Annotated in this window: 2 protein-coding genes (both running past the window's edge); both read left to right on the plus strand. The window is 72.1% G+C overall.

Annotated features, from left to right (window positions below; genetic code table 11):
• A protein-coding gene (locus AB0I73_RS04355) for an amino acid adenylation domain-containing protein (RefSeq protein WP_363033625.1) crosses the window boundary here: on the plus strand, positions 1 to 9,627 show its end. The gene continues 13,425 nt to the left of window position 1, outside the view; 9,627 of the gene's 23,052 nt are visible here — the last part of the coding sequence; its start codon lies beyond the left edge, outside the window; the stop codon is at positions 9,625 to 9,627.
• Positions 9,624 to 20,961: the 5' portion of an SDR family NAD(P)-dependent oxidoreductase gene (locus AB0I73_RS04360; RefSeq protein ID WP_363033627.1), read on the plus strand. 3,875 nt of this gene lie beyond the right edge of the window; only the first 11,338 of its 15,213 coding nucleotides appear in the window; the start codon lies at positions 9,624 to 9,626; its stop codon lies beyond the right edge, outside the window. Before AB0I73_RS04355 ends, AB0I73_RS04360 begins: the two co-directional genes overlap by 4 nt.

The raw sequence follows: 20,961 nt of genomic DNA on the forward strand, positions 1-20,961 counted from the left end.
GTGAGCCGGCCGGAGCGGTGCGCGCACGAACTGTTCGCCGAACAGGCCGCCCGCACCCCGCACGCGATCGCACTCACCGGCGGGGCCGAAACCCTCACCTACGCGGAGCTGGACGAGCGCTCGCGCCGGCTCGCCGACCGGCTGCGCGGGCTCGGCGTCGGCCCCGGCAGCCTGGTCGCCGTCTACCTGGAGCGGTCGCCCGAGCTGGTCGTGGCGCTGCTGGCCACGATGCGGGCCGGCGGCGCGTACATCCCACTCGACCCGACGTACCCCCGGGACCGGATCGCGTACATCCTCGACGACGCCGCACCGCAGGTGGTCCTGAGCGTCTCGGCGCTCGACGGGCGGCTGCGGGACCTCGACCCGGGCGCCGGGGCCACCGGCCGCCGTGTGCTCCTGATCGACGGTACGGGCCCTGAGTCCGGCCAGCCGCATGACGGCGGGGCGGTTTCCCGGGAGACCGGCGCGGACACGGACAGCCGGGTGACCGGTTCCGATCCGGCGTACGTCATCTACACCTCGGGTAGCACCGGCAACCCCAAGGGTGTGGTGGTACCCCACAGCGCGCTCACCAACTTCCTGTGCGCGATGGCCGATCGGCCGGGGATGCGTGCGGACGACCGGATCCTGGCGGTGACGACGCACAGCTTCGACATCGCCGCCCTGGAGCTGTATCTGCCACTGATCACCGGCGCGCAGTGCCATCTCAGCGATGCCGCCACCGTCCGCGACGCGGGGCGACTCGCGGAGCTGATCGCCCGCGTACGGCCGACCGTGATGCAGGCGACGCCCGCGACCTGGACGATGTTGCTCCACTCGGGCTGGACCAACGACGAACGCGTCCGTGTCCTGTGCGGCGGTGAAGCGCTGTCCGAGACGCTGAAGGAACGCCTGGCCGCGCTCGACTGCGAGGTCTGGAACCTGTTCGGGCCCACCGAGACGACGGTGTGGTCCACGGTGGCACGGATCGAGGCGGACCAGCGCGTCACGATCGGCCGCCCCATCGACAACACCCGCATCCACATCGTGGACGGACAGGGCCGCATCGCCCCCGTCGGCGTACCCGGCGAACTGTGCATCGCGGGCGACGGACTCGCCCTCGGCTACCTCAACAAGCCCGAGCTGACCGCGGAGCGGTTCCCCGACAACCCCTTCCCGCCCGGCGGCAGGATGTACCGGACCGGCGACCTGGCACGCTGGCTCAGCGACGGCACCATCGAGTACCTGGGCCGTATGGACTCCCAGGTGAAGGTCCGGGGTTTCCGCGTCGAACTCGGTGAGATCGAGCACGTCCTGACCCGGCATCCGGCCGTGCGCGAGTGCGCCGTCGTCGCCAGGACCGGGACGGCGGACGGCGGCACCCAGCTGGTCGCGTACTGGACCCAGGCCCCGGGCGGCGCGCACGTCACCTCCAGGGAACTGCTCGGGCACCTGGGCCGCAGCCTGCCGGACTACATGGTTCCGGCCTTCGTCCTGCCGATCGACAGGCTTCCGCAGACCCCGAACGGCAAGGTCGACCGCCTGACGCTGGCGCGTCGGCCCGTGGTGCTGCCCGAGGAGCCGGCCGGCGCCGGCGCCGTGGTGGCCCCGGCAGAGGACGACGTACTGGCCCTGTGGCGCGAGGTGCTGGGCGTCGACAACCTCCGGCCCACGGACGCCTTCCTGGAGGCGGGCGGCAACTCCGTGCTGGCGGTGCTGCTCGCCGATCGCGTCGCCAAACGGTTCGGCGTGTCCTTCACGGCGGCCGACGTCTTCCGCTGCGCACATGCGCGGGGGACGGGCGCCCATCTGCACACCCTTCTGAACGCGGAGCCGGTGCCGGCACCGGTCCCGGTTCTGAACGCCGCCCCGGCTGCGGTCACCGGCCCCGACCGCGACCCCCGGTGCGGGCCCGAGCACGGCTCCGACGGGAGGAGAGCCGGCACCACCGTGGGCGATACGGCCGTCCACGCCGAACCGCCCGCGTACCTCGCGAACAGCGTCGCCATCATCGGTATGTCCGTCGGACTGCCCGGAGCCGACGACCACCACCGGTTCTGGCGTAACCTCCTCGCGGGCGAGGAGAGCGTGGAACTCTGCCCGCCGGACGAGCTGCGTCGCCTCGGCATCGACGAACGGCTGATCCAGGATCCCGCCCACGTGCCCGTGCGTGCCAGCTTGCGCGGCAAGGGCCTCTTCGACCCGGGCTTCTTCCAGGTCTCGGCACGCGATGCCGAACTGATGGACCCCCAGCTGCGCCAGCTGCTCCAGCATTCGTGGAAGGTGATCGAGGACGCCGGCCACCTGCCGGGCGACGTTGCGGACGCGGCGGTCTACATGTCCACCAGCAACGCCCTCTACCAGGCACCCGTCGCAGGCCGTGACACCCGGCGTGACTCGGAGGCCCTGGTCGGTTTCCTCCAGGCGCAGCCGGGCACCATCCCGACGACCATCTCGTACAAGCTCGGACTGCGCGGTCCCAGTCTGTACGTCCACAGCAACTGCTCGTCCTCACTGGCCGGGCTGGCGCTCGCCTGCCAGGGCATCCTCTCCGGACAGACCACGCACGCCCTGGTCGGCGGCAGCGGCATGTACGGCGAGAACACCGTCGGCTACCTGTACGAGGAGGGCATGACGCTCTCCTCCGACGGGCACTGCAGGCCCTTCTCGGCAGACGCGACCGGCATGATCGGCGGCGAGGGGGCCGTGGTCGTCCTCCTCAAGGACGCCGTGTCCGCCGTCCGCGACGGCGACCACGTCTACGCGCTGGTGCGCGGCGTGGGAATGAACAACGACGGGGACCGGAAGGCCGGTTACTACGCGCCCAGTGTCGCCGGCCAGTCGGAGCTGGTCACCTCCGTCCTCGACAGGACCGGTGTCCACCCCGAGTCGGTCAGATACCTGGAGGCCCACGGCACCGGCACGGTGATCGGCGACCCGATCGAGGTCATGGCGGTGTCCGAGGCGTACCGGCGGCACACCGACGCGACCGGTTTCTGCGGCATCGGCTCCGTGAAGTCCAACCTCGGCCACCTGGATGCCGCCGCGGGCCTTGCGGGACTCGTCAAGACGGCCCTCGTCGTGGGCCGCCGTATGGTGCCGCCGACCATCAACCATGACGCCCCCAACCCGCAGATCGACTTCGAGCACTCGCCCTTCCGCGTGGTGGACCGCCTCACGCCTCTGGCGCCCGGCGCCGAACCACTGCGGGCCGCCGTGAGCTCCTTCGGCATCGGCGGCACCAATGTGCACGCCATCCTGGAAGAGGCCACGCCCCGGGCAGACCGGGACGCGGTGTTCGCGGGACCCCACCTCGTACCTCTGTCGGCCAGGACCACCGAGAACCTGCGCCGGTACGCACGCGACCTCGCGCACCGACTGGCCGAGGAGGAGACCGCGTCGCCGACGACTCCCCGCCTCGCCGACATCGCCTTCACCTTCCAGGTCGGGCGGACCGCCCTGGCGGAGCGGGCGGCCTTCGTCGTCCACACCGTGCCGGAACTCATCGGCGCGCTGCGGGACTTCGCCGACCGTACGGACACGCTCGTGCGCGCGGGCGCCGGTGCGGCGCCGCCGTCCCTGCTCGACGACGAGGACCGACGAGGTCTCGTCCGACAGTGGCTGGTCGAGCGCAGGCTCGACAAGGTGGCGCGGCTGTGGGAAGCGGGAGAACCGGTCGACTGGGACCTGCTGTACCACGACGGCCCGCGGCCGCACCGGGTCAGCCTGCCGACGTACCCCTTCAGTGAGGAGTACTACTGGCTGTCCGGGGAGCCGGACGCCCCGCACGCCACCCAGGGCGTCCCCGGGGCGCACGCCACCCATCGGGAACGCGTCACGCAGTCGGCCGATGACGTGCTGGAACCCCGCTTCTTCGAGGAGCGCTGGGTACCCTGCGATCCCGACACCGAACGGGCCGGAGAGGACGGACGGGGCCGAGCCGTGTCCGCCGGGCAGAACGTCGTGGTCTTCCTCACGGACCGCGCGGCACAGGAGTCCTACCGGCGTGCCGCCCGCGCACACACGCCGGGCGCACGGCTGGTCTTCGTCGAGCAGGCGAGCGACCCGGCCGCCTCCGTATCCGCCCACGCGGTGCACCGGAGCGACGAGCGGAGCTGGCGGCGCGTGCTCGGCGCCGTCGCCGAGGCACACGGCCGTATCGACGCCATCCACTACCTGTGGCCCACCGAGCAGGACGGCGGCGCTGCCGCCCTGCGCGAGCTGACCGACGTCGGCATACTGGTGCGCGCCCTGGCCGCCACGTCCCTGGACGTCCCCGACGTCCTCGTGGCCGGGCACTTCCGCGATGCCGTGGAGCAGGCCGCCCTGGACTCGCTGATCGGCTACGAGCGTTCGCTGTCCGGGGTGCTCCCCGGCACCTCCCTGCGCGTTGTCCTGCACGAGGGCGTCGCGGACGCCGAGCGCTGGGCCGGGCTGCTCCTCACCGAACAGCGCCAGGAGTGCAAGGCCGGTGCCCTCTACCGGGCGGGCCGACGCCACGTCTGCCGGGTCGAGAGCGTCGGCCTCCCCGCGCCGCACGGTCCTTCGGCCCTGCGGGAGGGCGGCACGTATCTCATCACCGGGGCCTTCGGCGGTCTGGGCCGCCGTCTCGCGGAGCACCTCGCCGGGGCCTACCGCGCGAACCTGGTGCTGCTGGGCCGCTCACCATTGCGGCCGGCCGACGAGGTGTGGGTGGAGCGCCTTCGTCGTTCCGGCGGAGAGATCGTCTGCCGCCGCGCCGATGTCACCGACGAGGAGGCGCTCGTCCGGCTGCTGGACGGTCTGCCGTCCTCCGTACGCGCGATCGACGGTGTCATTCACGCCGCCGGTACGGCGCAGGCGGTACCGCTGACCGAGAAGACCCGCGGCGCGATCGAGGACGTCCTCGGCGCCAAGGTGCGCGGGACGCTGGCGCTGGAGCAGACGCTCGACCGGGTGCTGGGCCCGCACCCGGCGCGGTTCGTCTGCCACTTCTCCTCGAGCTCCGCCACTCTGGGCGACTTCGGCAGCTGCGACTACGCGGTGGCCAACCGCTTCCAGGCGGCGTACGCGCGTGCCCTGGGCGGGCGTCGGTCCCCGCACCGGACCCTCGCGGTCCAGTGGCCGCTCTGGGAGGAGGGCGGAATGGGTGCGGCGGCCCAGCGGCAGCCGGACGGACGGCCCGGCCGCGACTTCGTCACGGCCTACCTCGACTCCAGCGGCCAGCAGCCGCTCGCCACCGATACCGGCCTCGCGCTCTTCGAACGCTTCCTCATGGCCGCGCCCGCCGCCCCCCTCGTCCTGCACGCGTCCGCCACGCGGGCACGGTCGCTGGTCGACCGCGCCGTCGTCGGCAGCACGGTGCCCCGGTCGTCCGGGACCCAGGAGACCCCGGCCGATCGCGACGGGCTCCGCACGGGGCTCGCGGCAGCGGTCCGCGACATCGTGGCGCACGTCCTGAAGGCACCGGTGGAGAAGCTCGACGACGACAGCAACTTCGTCGACCTCGGCCTGGACTCGATCCGGCTGACGCAGCTCGCCCACCGGTTGTCGGAACGCCTCGGCATACGCCTCCTGCCCACCGTCCTGTACGACCACCCCTCCATCGGCCGCCTCACCGGGCACCTGGCCGAGCAGACCGTGGTGTTGCCGCCTCCGGGCACCGACGAGGCATCCGGAGAGAACCGGGCGGCCGACGGCGGGTACGAGTCGTCCGGTCGCGACGAAGAGCCGCCTCGCCACGACCCGTCCGGCGAGGACGTGGTGCCGGACGGACGAGCGGCGTCCGAGGCAGGTGCCGAGCCCGCCCTCGGGGGTGTTCGCGAGGTGTTCCCCGGGAAGGGCCGCACCAGGACCGATGAGCCACGGGAGCCGCTCCCGGGCGAGGCGCCGATTGCCGTCATCGGCATGAGCGGCATCTTCCCGGGCTGCCGTTCCGTCGACGAATTCTGGAACGCGCTGACCAACGGCAAGGACCTCGTCACCGAGGTCCCGCCGGTGCGCTTCGGTGCCGCTGCGGTGCACCAGGAGGATGAAGCGGCGGAGCGCTACCCGTGGCTGGGCGGCATCGACTGGGCGGACGAGTTCGACGCGGCCTTCTTCGAGATCGCGCCCAAGGAGGCCCGAACGATCGACCCGCGTCAGCGGCACCTGCTCCAGGAGAGCTGGAAGGCGCTGGAGGACGCTGCCCTGGGTGCCGAGGAACTGAAGGGCAGTCGCGTCGGCGTGTTCGTCGGCGTGGAGCAGGGCGACTACCAGCTGCTGGTCGGGGACAGCGGCAGCCTCACCTCCAACCACGACGGCGTGCTGGCCGCCCGGCTGTCGTACTTCCTCGACCTCAAGGGCCCTGTCCTGACCGTCAACACGTCCTGCTCGTCCGGCCTGGTCGCCCTGCACCAGGCGTGTGCGAGCCTGCGCCGGGGCGAATGCGACATCGCCGTCGTCGCAGCGGCCAACTTCGTTCTCACCCCGCAGTCGCTCGCAGCGATGAACCGGGCCGGCATGCTGTCGGCCGAGGGCCGCTGCGCCACCTTCGACCGGCGCGCGGACGGGATGGTGCCCGGTGAGGCGGTGACGGCGCTGGTGCTCCGCCCGCTCGACCGGGCCGAGGCCAACGGCGACCCCGTCCACAGCGTGATCACCGCCAGCGGCATCAACTACGACGGCAGGACCAACGGCATCACCGCCCCCGCCGGAGAGGCACAGCGCGAGCTGCTGGAGACCGTCTACCGCCGGGGCGGGGTCGATCCCGAGGACCTGGGCTACATCGTCACCCACGGAACCGGGACCAGGCTGGGCGACCCGGTCGAGGTCAACGCCCTGCGTGAGGCGTTCCGCCCGCACACCGACAAGCGGGGGTTCTGCGCCCTCACCTCGACCAAGACCAACGTCGGCCACACCTTCGCCGCCTCCGGTCTGGTCGGTCTGATCTGCCTGTCGGAGGCACTGCGTCACGGCACCATCCCGGCGAGCCTCCACTGCGAGCAGGACAACGAGTACATCGACTGGAACGAGAGCCCCTTCTACGTCAACAAGTCGACCAGGGATTGGACGCCTCCGCAGGGCAAGCCCCGCACGGGCGCGGTCAGCGCCTTCGGCATGAGCGGCACCAACGCCCATGTGGTCGTGCGCGAGTACACCGGCGGGCCGTCGCCGGCCGCCCCGACGCAGCCGTACTACCTGCTGCCGCTCTCGGCGAAGTCCGAAGCAGCCCTGGCGCAGGTCGTCCACCGGCTGGTCGCCCGGATTGCGTCCGGAGCCCTGGACGACGCCGACCTGCCGCGACTCAGCGCCACGCTGCTCACCGGACGGCATCACTTCCGCCACCGCTGCGCCGTCGTCGTGAGCAGCCTCGATGAGGCCGTCGCGCTCTGGACGAACGGGAGCCGCGCGCGGTCCGACCGTCCGGCCCGCACCGATGCGTGGTTCCGGGGCACGGTGCCCCGGGACTTCACCGCCCGTGCGGCGGACGCCGAGCACATCCGGACCCGGCAGGAGGACTCCCTGGACACCCGGCTCGACCCCGCCCACCGCCGTGAGGCGCTCGTGGACCTCGCCCAGTGCTACGTCGAAGGCCACACCATCCCGGGCCCGGGCGCCCGACCGGGCGAAAGCCGCCCCACGAGGCTGCGCCTGCCCGCGTACCCGTTCGCCAGGAACCGCTACTGGGTGGGCGACGAACGGCCCGGCCCGGCCACGGCAGTCTTCCCGCCGACGCCGACCTCGGCGGACACGTCGGTGAAGACGTCGGCCACGGCCGCACCCAAGGCGCAGATGTCCGCCACGGCCGGTGTGCCGCGTCCCGTCGACGAGACGCGGACGGCATCGTCCAAGCCCGTCGTACTGACCGACCTGGCGGACATACCGCACCGGTTCGACGCCCGTCCGGGCGACCGCGACGAAGGCCGGGACAGCCAGGACCGTCGTCACCGACGCAGGACGGTGTCCCTGACGCCGTTCACATCGCAGGAGCCGACGGCACCCGAGGCCGCCGCCCCGTCCAGGACGCCGCTCGCGGTGACCAGGGAGCACGACGTCCTGGAGGACCTCAAGTCCGCCGCCGCCATCGACTTCGGCGGCATGGTCGCCACTCTCAACCGCACGGGTGTCATGGTCGAGCACCTGATCCCCTACTCCTCCGACTTCGCCGACTTCGCCGGCGAGCGCGGTGGCGAGGTGCTGGACATGGGCTGCGCCTACGGTGTCGCCAGCATCGCGGCGCTGGAGCGCGGAGCCCGGGTCGTCGCACTGGACATGGAGCAGAAGCACCTGGACATCCTCGAGCAGCGCGTCAACGACGAGAGCAGGGAACGCCTGACCCTGCGCCAGGGCACACTGCCCGACGTCGACTTCGAGGACGAAAGCTTCACCGCCGTGCACGCCAGCCGCGTGCTGCACTTCCTCGACCCCGACGGGGTGCGGCTCATACTGCGCAAGATGTTCCGCTGGCTGACCCCGGGCGGAAAGGTGTTCCTGAGCACCGACTCGCCCTACTTCGGGTACTGGGCGTCCAAGGCCGCCGACTACGAGGAGCGCAAGCGGGCCGGGGACCCGTGGCCCGGGTACATCGACGACGTCGCCGCGCACTTCGACCCGGCCCATGTCGTCGGCGGGCCGAGCCTGATCAACGCCATCGACCCCGATGTCTTCCGGAGGGAATGCGAGGCGGCCGGGTTCGTCGTGGAGCGTGCCGGGTTCTTCGGTGCCGTGGGAGTGGACCGGGAGTCGTACGGCGCTCCCGGCCCCGGCATGGAGCACGTGGGCATCATCGCGCGCAAGCCCATGGACGCGCCCGCGCCCCGCACGCCCGTGACACCGCCGGCAACCGCAACTCTGCCCGCGACCGGGAACGCAGGTGCAGCCGAGGCGCGGTCGGCCGACGGAACCCGGATCCACTACCGGGTCCGGGGCAGCGGCTCCACAGCACTGGTCTTCATCCACGGGCTGGGCTGTGACGCGTCGTACTGGGACCGTCAGATCCCCTTCTTCGAGGAGCGGTTCACCGTGATCGCCCTGGATCTCGCCGGGCACGGCCGGTCGGGGAAGGACCGGTGGAAGTGGACCATCGAGGCGTTCGCCCAGGACGTGGCGGCCGTCGTCGAGCACGCCGGAGCGACGGACGTGGTCCTGATCGGTCACTCGCTGGGCGGGCCCGTGATGCTGGCCGCCGCGCCGCTGCTGGGAGGCGTGGTCCAGGGGATGATCGGCGTGGACACGCTCCACAACCTCGACCCCAAGCGGTTGGACGCCGCTCAGCTCGACCGCTTCGCCCAGTCGTTCTCGGACCAGCCGGTGAAGGCCGGGGAACTGTTCCTCGACACAGCACGCCAGGATCTGATCGAGCTGGTCGAGCGCACGCGCGAGCAGGTGGGCGGGGAGATCGTCTCGGCTGCGTTCCGCGAGATGCTGACGTACCTACAGGACGTGCCGAAGCACTTCGACGTCCCGCTGGTCCTGGTCAACTCGGCCTCCTGGACGCCGACGAACCTCGCCGCCGCACAGCGGTACGGGGTGGAGGTGGATCTGGTCGAGGGCGTGGGGCACTTCGTGATGCTGGAGGCGCCCGACACCTTCAATGCCTCGCTGCGACGGCACATCGACCGGATGGTTCCAGGGACCGGGTCGGGCGACGGCGGACGCGGGGCCTCCGCAGAAGGCGCTGATGGATGATGTCCGAACCACGTACTAAGATCCCGACCGATAGTGACCTGTACCGGTTGCTGCGCGAAACGTTGACCGGCGTCATCGGAACCGAAGCGGCTCCGGGCTCCGACGACGTGCATCTCGTGGAGCTGGGGCTGGACTCGATCAGCTGCGTCGTGTGGCTGCGCGAGGTCAACCGCTCCCTTGGGCTTTCTCTCACGACGGCCGATGTCTTCGGTCACCCCACGTTCAGCCAGTTGTCCGCCCTCATCAAGGGCGCCATGGGAGATCTGATGAGTGCCACGACCTCTGGGCCCTCGGCCGCACCGAGCGGTTCCCTCTCCGGAGAGCACGGCATCGCCGCCTATCTGCGCGAGAGTCTGGCGGCGGAGCTGGAACTGGACGAGTCGGAGATCGACGACGACACGCCGTTCGTGGAGTTGGGCCTGGACTCGATCACGGGCGTCACCTGGACCCGCAGACTGAACACGCACTTCCACCTGTCTCTCTCGGCCACCCAGGTCTACAGCCATCCCACGGTCGACGAGCTGGCGGGCCACCTCGCGGGTCTGCTCGGGGAAACCGGTGCGTCGTCGTCTCCGGACGCCTCCCCTGCCGCCGGGGCGTCGGCGCCCGCCCCCTCCACCGCCCCGGACGCCCGGCCGGCGGCTGCCGAAGAGGTCCGGTCGCAGACGGCTGAACCGCACTCCGCGGTACGGCCGCAGACCCCCGCGGGGGCCGAGACCGCACTCGCCACGTGGCTGCGGGCAAGTCTCGCCAAGGAACTGGAGCTGGCCGAGTCCGAACTCGACGACGACACGCCGTTCGTGGAGCTGGGCCTGGACTCGATCACGGGCGTCACCTGGACCCGGACCATCAACACCCGGCTGCGGCTCTCGCTCTCCGCGACGACGGTCTACGGCCACCCCACCATCAGCGAGCTGGCCCGCCACCTGGCGGAGGAACCGGGCGTGAAGGTGCCCGAGCCCGCTCTGGGGCCGGAAGCCAGGCCCGAGGCCGCGCCTGCTTCGGCCCCGGCACCGGAGCAGGCGCCGGAAGCCGTACCCGAGCCCGCCCCGGTACCGGAAGCCGTCGCCGAGTCCGAGCCCGTGGTGTCGAGCCGTCCGGCCGGGCGCGGCATCGAACTCGTCGACATCGCCGTCATCGGCATGTCCGGGGCGTTCCCCAAGGCGGAGAATCTCGCCGAGTTCTGGCAGAACATCCTCACGGGCCGCGACTGCGTCTCCGAGGTGCCCCCCTCACGGTGGGAGGTGGGGGAGTACTACGACGAGCGTCCCGGCACGCCCGGCAAGTCGTACAGCAAGTGGATGGGTGTGCTGGAGAACGCCCACCACTTCGACCCGCTGTTCTTCAACATCTCGCCCGGTGAGGCGGAGTACATGGACCCGCAGCAGCGCGTCCTCCTCCAGGAGAGCTGGCGCTGCATAGAAGAGGCCGGTTACAACCCCGAAGCCCTTTCCGGTACGCAGTGCGGCGTCTTCATCGGCTGCTCGGTGAACGGCTACGGCGGCAGGCTCGACGAGACCGAGTTGAGCGCCCATCAGAACCTCGGCACCAACAGCGCCGTCCTCGCCAGTCGCGTTTCCTACACGCTCAACCTCAAGGGCCCCTGCCTCTCCATCGACACATCGTGCTCATCCTCCCTGGTGGCGATCGCCAACGCCTGCGACAGCCTCTGTCTGGGCGACAGCGACACGGCGCTGGCAGGCGGCGTATGGGTGATACCCGGGCCGGGCGTGCACGTGGCGATGAGCCAGCTGCGGGCCCTGTCCCCGGACGGCCGCTGCTACGCGTTCGACGAGCGGGCCAACGGGTTCGTGCCCGCGGAGGGAGTGGGCGTCCTGCTCCTCAAGCGGCTGGCCGACGCCCAGGCGGACGGCGACCGCATCCACGCCGTCATCAAGGGCTGGGGCGTCAACCAGGACGGCAAGTCCAACGGCATCACCGCCCCCAGCGCGGAGGCGCAGACCCAACTCCAGCGGCGCGTGTACGACAAGTTCGGTATCGACCCCGCGGACATCGAACTCGTCGAGGCGCACGGCACCGGTACCGCCCTGGGCGACCCGGTCGAGATCGACGGCCTCGTGCGGAGCTTCGAGGCACACACCGACCGGCGCGGCCACTGTGCCCTGGGCTCGGTGAAGAGCAACATCGGGCACACCGCGTGCGCCGCCGGCGTGGCCAGCTCCATCAAGGCGATCCTCGCGCTGGAGCACGCGACACTGCCCCCGACCATCCAGCACGAGCGGCTCAACGGCCACATCGACCTGGACGGCACCCCGTTCTACGTGAACACCCGGGCGCGTTCCTGGCAGCGCGGGGACAGGCCCCGTCTGGCCGCGGTCAGTTCGTTCGGCTACAGCGGAACCAACGCACACCTCGTACTGGCGGAAGCACCCGCAGCACCCGCGACCCCCGCGCGACGGCCGGAGGACGGCGCCCGTCTGATCGCCCTGTCCGCCCGTACCGCCGCGCAGCTCCAGGAGCAGGCGCGCCGGCTCGCCGCCCACCTCGACGGCCACCCCGGGGAAAGCCTGCGGGACCTGAGCTCCACCCTGCTGCTGGGCCGCAAGCACTTCCGCCACCGCCTCGCCTTCGTGGCGAACACTCCGGGCCAGGTCGCCCGGACGCTGCGCACCTGGCTGGACACCGGCAGCGCGCCGGCCGTCAGGACCGGTGACAACAAGCCGCAGCGCCCGCAGCGGGAGCCGGGCGGGACGGCCCTGGAGCAGACGGATCCGCGCCGGCTGGAGTCGCTCGCCGAGCAGTACGCGCGGGGCGGTGCCGTCGCCTTCGAACTGCTGTTCGCGGACGAGTGCAGGCCGGGCAGGCTCTCCCTGCCCACCTACCCGTTCGCTCAGGACGCCTATTGGCTGCACCCGGCCCGTGACGCGTCGGGGACCGGCCGGCGCGGTGCCGGATCCGGCGACGGCGCGGCCACGGTCGATGCGGCGCCCGCGCCGGACACGACCGGTGGCGCCGTGCTGACGCTGGAGCCGCGCTGGGAGCTGCGGGCCGCTCCGTCCGGTGCGCTCGCCGCACCGGACGGCCACGACGTGTGGCTGGTCGGCGCCGGTGCCACCGACGCATCGGTCCGCGCCCTGTCCGCACTGTTGCCCCGCGGCACCGAGCTGTGGGCGTTCGAACCGGCCGCTGATCGTCCACTGGACGCCGAGTACCTGCGGCTGACGCAGACCCTGCTGAGCGGGATACGCACCCGCGTCGGCGAGCGCGGCGCCACCGGCGAGCGCCTCGTGCAACTCGTCGTCCTGGGGCACGGCTCTTCGGCCGCCCGGGTCCCGACCGGCGTGTCCGGCCTGCTGCGCACGGCCGCACTCGAGCATCCCTGGCTGCGGACCCAGTGCATCGAGTATCTCGACCGCTTCGATCACACCGACCCCACGTCCGCCGCCGCGCTCGCCGAAGCCGTCGATGCGGGCGCCCGCGACCACGCCGAGCACGACATCCGCCACCACGACGGAAGGCGTTACGTCCGCCGACTGGCGGAAATCCCCCCGCACCCGGAAGTCGGGGACACCGCCCCCCAGTGGCGCGAAGGGGGCGTCCACCTGGTCACCGGTGGGCTCGGCGGACTGGGCCGGATCGTCGCCGAAGAGCTGTCCCGGACGCTCCACCGGGGCACGATCGTCCTGGTGGGCCGCTCCGAGCCCGACACCGCCCAGCTGCGGGGGCTCGGCTCCGTCGGAGCGCCGGGCGTCACGGTCGAGTACCGCAGGGCCGATGTCACCGACCGACGGGCCGTCGACGCCCTCGTCGACGACGTCGTGTCACGCCACGGTGCGATCCACGGGATCGTCCACTGCGCCGGAGTGCTCCACGACGGTTACCTCGCCACGAAGGCGGACGAGCAACTGCGCGCCGTCCTCGCGCCCAAGACCTCGGGTCTGGTGAACCTGGACGAGGCGACCCGCGACCAGCCGCTGGACCAGCTGATCGTCTTCTCGTCCACCGTGGCCGCGCTCGGTAATGCGGGGCAGGCGGACTATGCGGCGGCCAACGGTTTCATGGACGCCTATGTCGAGCACCGCGGCGAACTGGCCGCGCAGGGCGCCAGGTCCGGTCGCGCCCTGTCGATCGGCTGGCCGCTGTGGGCGGACGGCGGCATGCGCGTCGACGACGCGGTGCTGGCCCGGTTGCGCGACCTGGGTGTGACCCCGCTGGGCACCAGGGACGCGCTGCGGACGCTGACGGCCGCTGTCGCGGACGGGCGCCGGCACACACTCGTGCTCTGCGGCGACCGCGAGCTGCTGCTCACCCGTCTGTCGGCACAGATCGGCGGGCCGACGGCTGCCGCCGCCCTCGCCCCGTCCTCGCCGGCCGCTCCTCCCGCCCAGGCTCCGGCTCCCTTGTCGGCGACCTCGGACCCCGCCGTCGTGACGCTGCGTCCGTCGGTCCGTGAGGTACAGGAGACATGGCGGCGCACCCTCGTCACGGAGGTGTCGGCGCAGCTGAAGGTCCCGGCCGATGAGATCGACGTGGACGGTGAGTTCGGTGAGTACGGTTTCGACTCGATCAGTCTGACCGAACTGGCGGGCCGGCTCGGCGACCGCTTCGGCGTGAACCTGGCGCCCACCGTGTTCTTCGAGTACCGGACCGTCGACAGCGTCGCAGCCCACCTGGCCGCGACGTACGCCGACCGGACCGCGGCCGTGGACTTCGCGCCGGCCGACGCCTCCGTACCCGAGCCGATCACCGCACCCCTACCCGGCCCGGCGGCCGCTTTCGCATCGGAGACGATCACCGTCCCCGCCTCCGGGCCGGCAGCACGGGACGCGGGCGCGGCGGTGCCGATCGCCATCATCGGCGTCAGCGGAAGTTTTCCGCAGGCTCCCGACCTCGCCGCGTTCTGGGACAACCTGCGCGACGGCAGGGACTGCATCACCGAGATACCCGAGGACCGCTGGGACTGGCGGGCCATGCACGACGACCCCGCCACGCCGGGCAACAGGAAGCACGTGCGCTGGGGCGGCTTCCTCGACGGGGCGGACCGCTTCGACCCGCTCTTCTTCGGCATCTCGCCGCGCGAGGCCCTCGCCATGGACCCGCAGCAGCGGCTTCTGCTCACCCACGCCTGGAAGGCGCTGGAGGACGCCGGGTACGCGCCGTCGAGCCTGGCCGGCAGCGACACCGCCGTCATCGTCGGTACCGCCCCCAGCGGCTACGGCAGTCTGGTCCTCCAGGCGCGGTCGGGCGAGGACGGCTACGCGGCGACCGGGGTCTCCGGATCCGTCGGCCCCAACCGGGTGAGCTATCTCCTCGATCTGCACGGCCCGAGCGAGCCGGTGGAGACCGCGTGCTCCAGTTCGCTGGTGGCCATCCACCGTGGCGTCGAGCTGCTGCGCAGCGGCCGTAGTGGCCTCGCCCTCGTCGGTGGCGTGAACACGATCGTCAACCCGGATCTGCACATCGGCTACAGCCGCGCGGGCATGCTCTGCGAGGACGGCCGCTGCAAGACCTTCTCGGCGCAGGCCAACGGCTACGTGCGGGGCGAGGGTGTGGGCATCCTGGTCCTCAAGCCCCTGGACCGGGCGGAACGCGACGGCGACCGCATCCTCGGCGTCATCCGCGGTACGGCCGTCAACCACGGCGGCCGGGCCCACTCGTTGACCGCGCCCAACCCCCATGCGCAGGCGGAGCTGCTCAAGGCCGCCTACCGCGAGGCGGACATCGACCCCCGCACCGTGACCTACATCGAGGCGCACGGGACCGGCACCGAGTTGGGCGACCCCGTCGAACTCAACGGACTCAAGAGCGCCTTCGAGGCACTGTACGAGGAGACGGCGGGCAAGCCGGGCACGCTGCCCGCCCCCGCCCCCTGCGGCCTCGGATCGGTCAAGAGCAACATCGGGCACCTCGAACTGGCCGCCGGAGTGGCCGGGGTCATCAAGGTGCTGCTCCAGATGCGCCACGCCACGCTGGCCGAGAGCCTGCACTGCGAGGAGCTCAACCCGTATCTGGACTTCACGGGCAGCCCCTTCGAGGTCGTGCGCGAGCGCCGTCCCTGGGAACGGCCCCGTGACGCCGACGGCAGGGACATCCCGCGCCGGGCCGGTGTCAGTTCCTTCGGGTTCGGTGGCGTGAACGCCCATCTGGTGCTGGAGGAGTACGCCCCCGCGTCGCAGACCGGGACCCCCACGGGCTCCTCGGCGTCCACGAACCTCTCGGCCTCCCCGGCCCATCCGGTCCCCACGAGCTCCCCGGCGTCGTCGGTGGACTCGGGCTCCGCCTCCCGTCCTGCCCTGGTCACCCTGTCGGCCCGCACCGGGCAGCAACTGATCGAGCAGGCCCGGCGACTGCGCGACCATCTGCGGGACCAGCCCCTCGGTGCCGTACGGCTGTCCGACCTCGCCTTCACGCTCCAGGTGGGGCGCGACGTGATGGAGGAGAGGCTCGCCACCCTCGTCGTCTCCGTGACGGAACTGGAGCGCAGGCTCACGTCCTTCGTCGAGAGTCCGGACACCCACGACGGCTGGCACCGGGGCACGGTGCCCCGGCGCACCTCCGCGACCGCGGCGGCTCGGCCCGACGCCGGCCGACTCGCCGAGGCGGACCACTGGCTCACGTCGGGGCAGTACGACCACGCCCTCGCCCGATGGGTGGCGGGCCACCCCGTGGACTGGCAGCGGTGGTATGCGCAGGCCGCCCCCCGGCCGAGGCGCACGGCCCTGCCGACCTATCCGTTCGCGCAGGAGAGCTATTGGGCCGGGCGGAGCGTGCAGGGCGCGGTGACGTCGGAGGCCCCCTCGGCGCCGTACCGCTCGGCATCGCGTCGTTTCGTGCCGGAGCACCCGATGCTGCACCGCGACGTACCGGCCGCCGGTACGGACGGCGCTCCCACACCGGTGCACGAAACCGTCTTCGACGGTACCGAGCCCTTCCTGAGGGACCACCAGGTGCAGGGCGTCCCCGTCCTGCCCGGCGCCGCGCACCTCGAAATGGCGCGGGCGGCAGTCGTCCGCGCCCTGGGCGAAGGCACCGCGGAGCGCGTACGCCTCGGCGACATCGTGTGGTTGCGGCCCGCGGTCTGCCGCGAGAACCGGCTGGACCTGCGGCTGAGCCTGCGGCCCCTGACCGACGGATCGGGCGCGGCCGCCTCCGGGTACGCGTACACCATCCACAGCGTCGACACCGACGGCGTGCGCACCCTGTGCAGCCAGGGCCGGGCGACTTCGCCGGCCGCACCGGCCGACCGCCCGGCACTCCCGCTCGGCGAACTGCGCCGCGCCTGCGCCGGATCCGCCTTCTCCTCGGCGGAGATCTACGACCTGTACGACCGGGTGGGCATGGGCTACGGGCCGGCGCAGCGTTCGCTGGCCGGGCTGAGCGTGGGCGCGGACGCCGCCGGACGGCCCCAGGTGCTCGCCGAACTGCGTCTGCCGCACTCCCCGGAGGAGGCCGGAGCGGCGCCCTACGGCCTCCATCCCAGCATCCTCGACGGAGCCCTGCAGGCCACCATCGGCCTGGGGCTTCTGGCCGACGGCCGGGACGAGCGCTCGGCCCGGCCGGCGCTGCCCTTCGCGCTCCAGGAGCTCGACGTGCTCGCCGCGACCCCGGCGACCGCGTACGCCTGGATCAGGTACCAGGACGGTGCCCGCCCCGAGGACACCTCGGCCAAGCTCGATGTCACACTCGTCGACGAGCACGGGCGGGTGTGCGTGGAGCTCACCGGACTGAGCGCACGGGTGCTCCCCGGCGAGCCGGCCCCCGCTCCCGCGACGGCCCCCGCCCGGCCGGTGCCCGCCCCTGCCGGGGCTCCCGCCGGCCAGGACGCGCCGGGCGGCTCGCCGCTCGCCGACCGCGCCGTACCCTACATGCGCCGCCAGCTCGCCACGGCGCTCCAGGTCGATGCCGAACGGCTGGACGTCGACACTCCGCTGGAGCACTACGGCATGGACTCCATGATGGCCATGGAGCTCACACGCCACCTGGAGGACACCTTCGGTCTGCTGCCCAAGACCCTGTTCTTCGAGGTGCGGACCATCCGCGCGCTGAGCGAGCACTTCGCGGAGGAATACGCGCAACGGCTGCACACCGCGTTGGCCGCCGATGCCGATGCCGCCGCGCCCCTCCGGCCTTCGGAGACCGCTGCACCGCCGCTCGGCACGGTCGTTGCGGCCGGTCGGGTCGGCTCGGCCGACGCCGTGACCGACATCGCGATCGTCGGGGTCAGCGGTCGGTATCCGCAGGCCGGGGACCTGGACCAGTTCTGGCAGAACCTTCGCTCCGGTCGTGACTGCATCACGGAGGTCCCGGCGGACCGCTGGGACCACCGCGACCACGGTGACGCCGTGTGCAAGTGGGGTGGCTTCCTCGACGGCGTCGACCGGTTCGATCCCCTCTTCTTCAACATCTCGCCACGTGAGGCCGAGTACCTGGACCCCCAGGAGCGGCTGTTCCTCGAGTGCGTCCACCACACGCTGGAGGACGCCGGATACACCGGTGAACTCCTCGCCCGGCAGTCCGCCGAGCGCGGCGCCGAGGCGTCCGTCGTGCCGACGGGCAAGGTGGGTGTGTTCGTCGGCGTGATGTACGAGGAGTACCAGCTGCACGGAGCCCAGGCACAGGCGCGCGGGCACCAGGTCGCGCTCTCGGGCAGCCCCTCCTCCATCGCCAACCGGATCTCGTACTTCTACGACTTCCACGGCCCGAGCATGGCCGTCGACACCATGTGCTCGTCCTCGCTGACCGCGATCCACCTCGCCTGTGAGGCGATCAAGAGCGGCCAGTGCGAATCGGCGATCGCCGGCGGTGTCAACGTCAGCGTCCATCCGAACAAGTACCTGATGCTGAGCCAGGGCAGGTTCACCGCGAGCGACGGACGCTGCCGCAGCTTCGGCGAGGGCGGCGACGGCTACGTGCCCGGTGAGGGCGTCGGCGCCGTACTGCTCAAGCCTCTGGCCCGTGCCCTCGCCGACGGCGACCGGATCCACGGAGTCATCAAGGGCACCGCGCTCAACCACGGCGGCAGGACCCACGGCTTCTCGGTGCCCAGCCCGGTCGCCCAGGGCGATGTGATCGCCCGGGCGCTCGACAGGGCCGGGGTCGACCCGGCCGCGATGAGCTACCTCGAAGCGCACGGCACCGGCACCTCGCTCGGCGACCCGATCGAACTCGCGGGCCTGGTCAAGGCGTTCCGGCGTACCGGTGGCGGCGCATTGCCCCCGCGGAGCTGTGCGATCGGCTCGGTCAAGTCCAACATCGGCCACTGCGAGAGCGCGGCCGGTATCGCCGGTGTCACCAAGGTGCTGCTCCAGATGCGCCATGGCGAGCTCGTGCCGAGCCTGCACTCCAGCACGCTCAACCCGCACGTCGACTTCGACGGGACGCCGTTCCGGGTCCAGCAGCGGCTGGAACCGTGGCAGGGGCCGCGCATCGCCGGAGTCTCCAGCTTCGGCGCGGGCGGCTCGAACGCCCATGTGATCATCGCTGAGTACGAGCCGGGGACGGACGAGGAGACACCGGCGCGTACAGCCGGGGCGTCCGGCCCCCGCCCCGTCGTGCTCCCGCTCTCGGCGGCGACCGGTGAGCAGCTGGTGGAACAGGCCCGGCGACTTCGGGCCCGCGTCGCGGAACTGACCGACGACGACCTGCCGTCCCTCGCGTGGACGCTGCAGACCGGCCGCGTCGCCCTCGACGAACGGCTGGCCTTCACGGCGGTCTCGCTGGAGTCCGTCAAGCAGCGGCTCGACGCGTTCCTCGCCGACCCCGCCGGGCCGGGCGACTGGGCCCAGGGAAGCGTACGACCCGGTCAGGACACCCACACCGCCCTCGCACAGGGCGACGAGGCCCCGGAGTCCTCGAACGAACTCGATCGGTTGCCGCACCGATGGGTCAGGGGAGAGGCCGTCGCATGGGAGCGGCTGTACCCGGCGGACGGGGTGCGGCCCCGGCGCATCGGCCTGCCCGGCTACCCCTTCGCCCGTGAACGTCACTGGCTCGACGTCGACATCGACGTCGACACCGCCTCGCGGCTCGGCGCGACCGGAACGTCCGCCCGGTCCGAAGCGGTCCCGCACGCGCTGCTGCACCGCAACGACTCGACGGCCTTCGCGCTGTCCTTCCGTACGCGTTTCGACGGTTCGGAGCCTTTCCTGCACGACCACCGCGTCGGTGACAGGTATGTGCTCCCGGCCGTGGCTCAGCTGGAGATGGCTCGCGAGGCCGTCGCCCGGGCCTTCGAGCTGACCGAGCCCGGCCGCGTCCGGCTGCACGACATCGTGTGGCTGCGGCCCGTCGCCCTGGAGGGCGGCGAGCTGGTGCTGAATCTGCGGCTGCGGGTGCTGGAGGACGACGAGACCGAGTACGAGTTGTACGTGAGGGGCACCGGCGACGACGGCCGCGAGGAACTGGCCGGACGAGGCCGGGCGACCCTCCTCCAGGAGGCGCCCGGACGGTACGAGGTGTCCCTGGACGCCTTGCGGGCGCGGTGCGCGGGGGAACGGCTCGACGGCGTCCGGGTGTACGCGGACTTCGCCGACAGGGGCCTGCACTACGGCCTGGCGTACCGGAGTGTCGAGCGTCTCGCGGTCGGCGGCGGCTCACAGGTCTTCGCCGACCTGCGCACGCCGGACGGGGTGGGGACCGCGGCCGAGGGGCTGTGCCTGCACCCGAGCATCCTGGACGGGGCCCTGCAGGCAGGTATCGGTCTGGTCCGCCGCGACGCTGCGGCGCCGCGCCCGGCGGCCGCGATGGTGCCGTTCGCCCTGGACAGCGTGCAGGTCCACGCCGCCACCCCCGAGCGGGCCCACGTGTGGCTCCGCTCAGGCGGGCGGACGTACGACATCGACGTGTACGACGAGCACGGACACATCTGCGTGGAGCTGCGCGGCCTGGCCCTGCGGGAACTGCCCGTACTCGACGGCCCGGCCGCAAGGACCACGTCCGCGCTCGGGGCGGCCGGGGTCACGACCCCGATCCTGCCGGACCCCGAGTCCGCGTCCGATTCGGAAGCAGGCCGTCCGCTGCTGTTGCGGCCGGTGTGGGAACCGCAGGAGGCTGCCGCCGGCCTCACGGCCGGCGACGACGTCGACGAGCACCATGTCGTCCTCGTCGGGGCCTTCGCGGGCGCGGCGGCGCGCGCGCTGACGGCGGCGCTGCCCGCCTCGGTGCACCACGAAGTCGTCGAGCTCGCGGACGACAACCCGTTGGACGGCGAGTACCTGGCGGCGACACAGCGCGTGTTCGCACGGGCACGGACTCTGCTGGAGCGCGGAGTGCGCGGTTCCGCGCTGCTCCAGGTCGTCCTCGTCGGGGGCCCCGGCGAGGACGAGCACGAGCGTCGGGCCGTGTTCGGCGGGCTGAGCGGTCTGCTGAAGACCG

Source organism: Streptomyces sp. NPDC050388 (assembly GCF_040655635.1).
GTDB lineage: Bacteria > Actinomycetota > Actinomycetes > Streptomycetales > Streptomycetaceae > Streptomyces.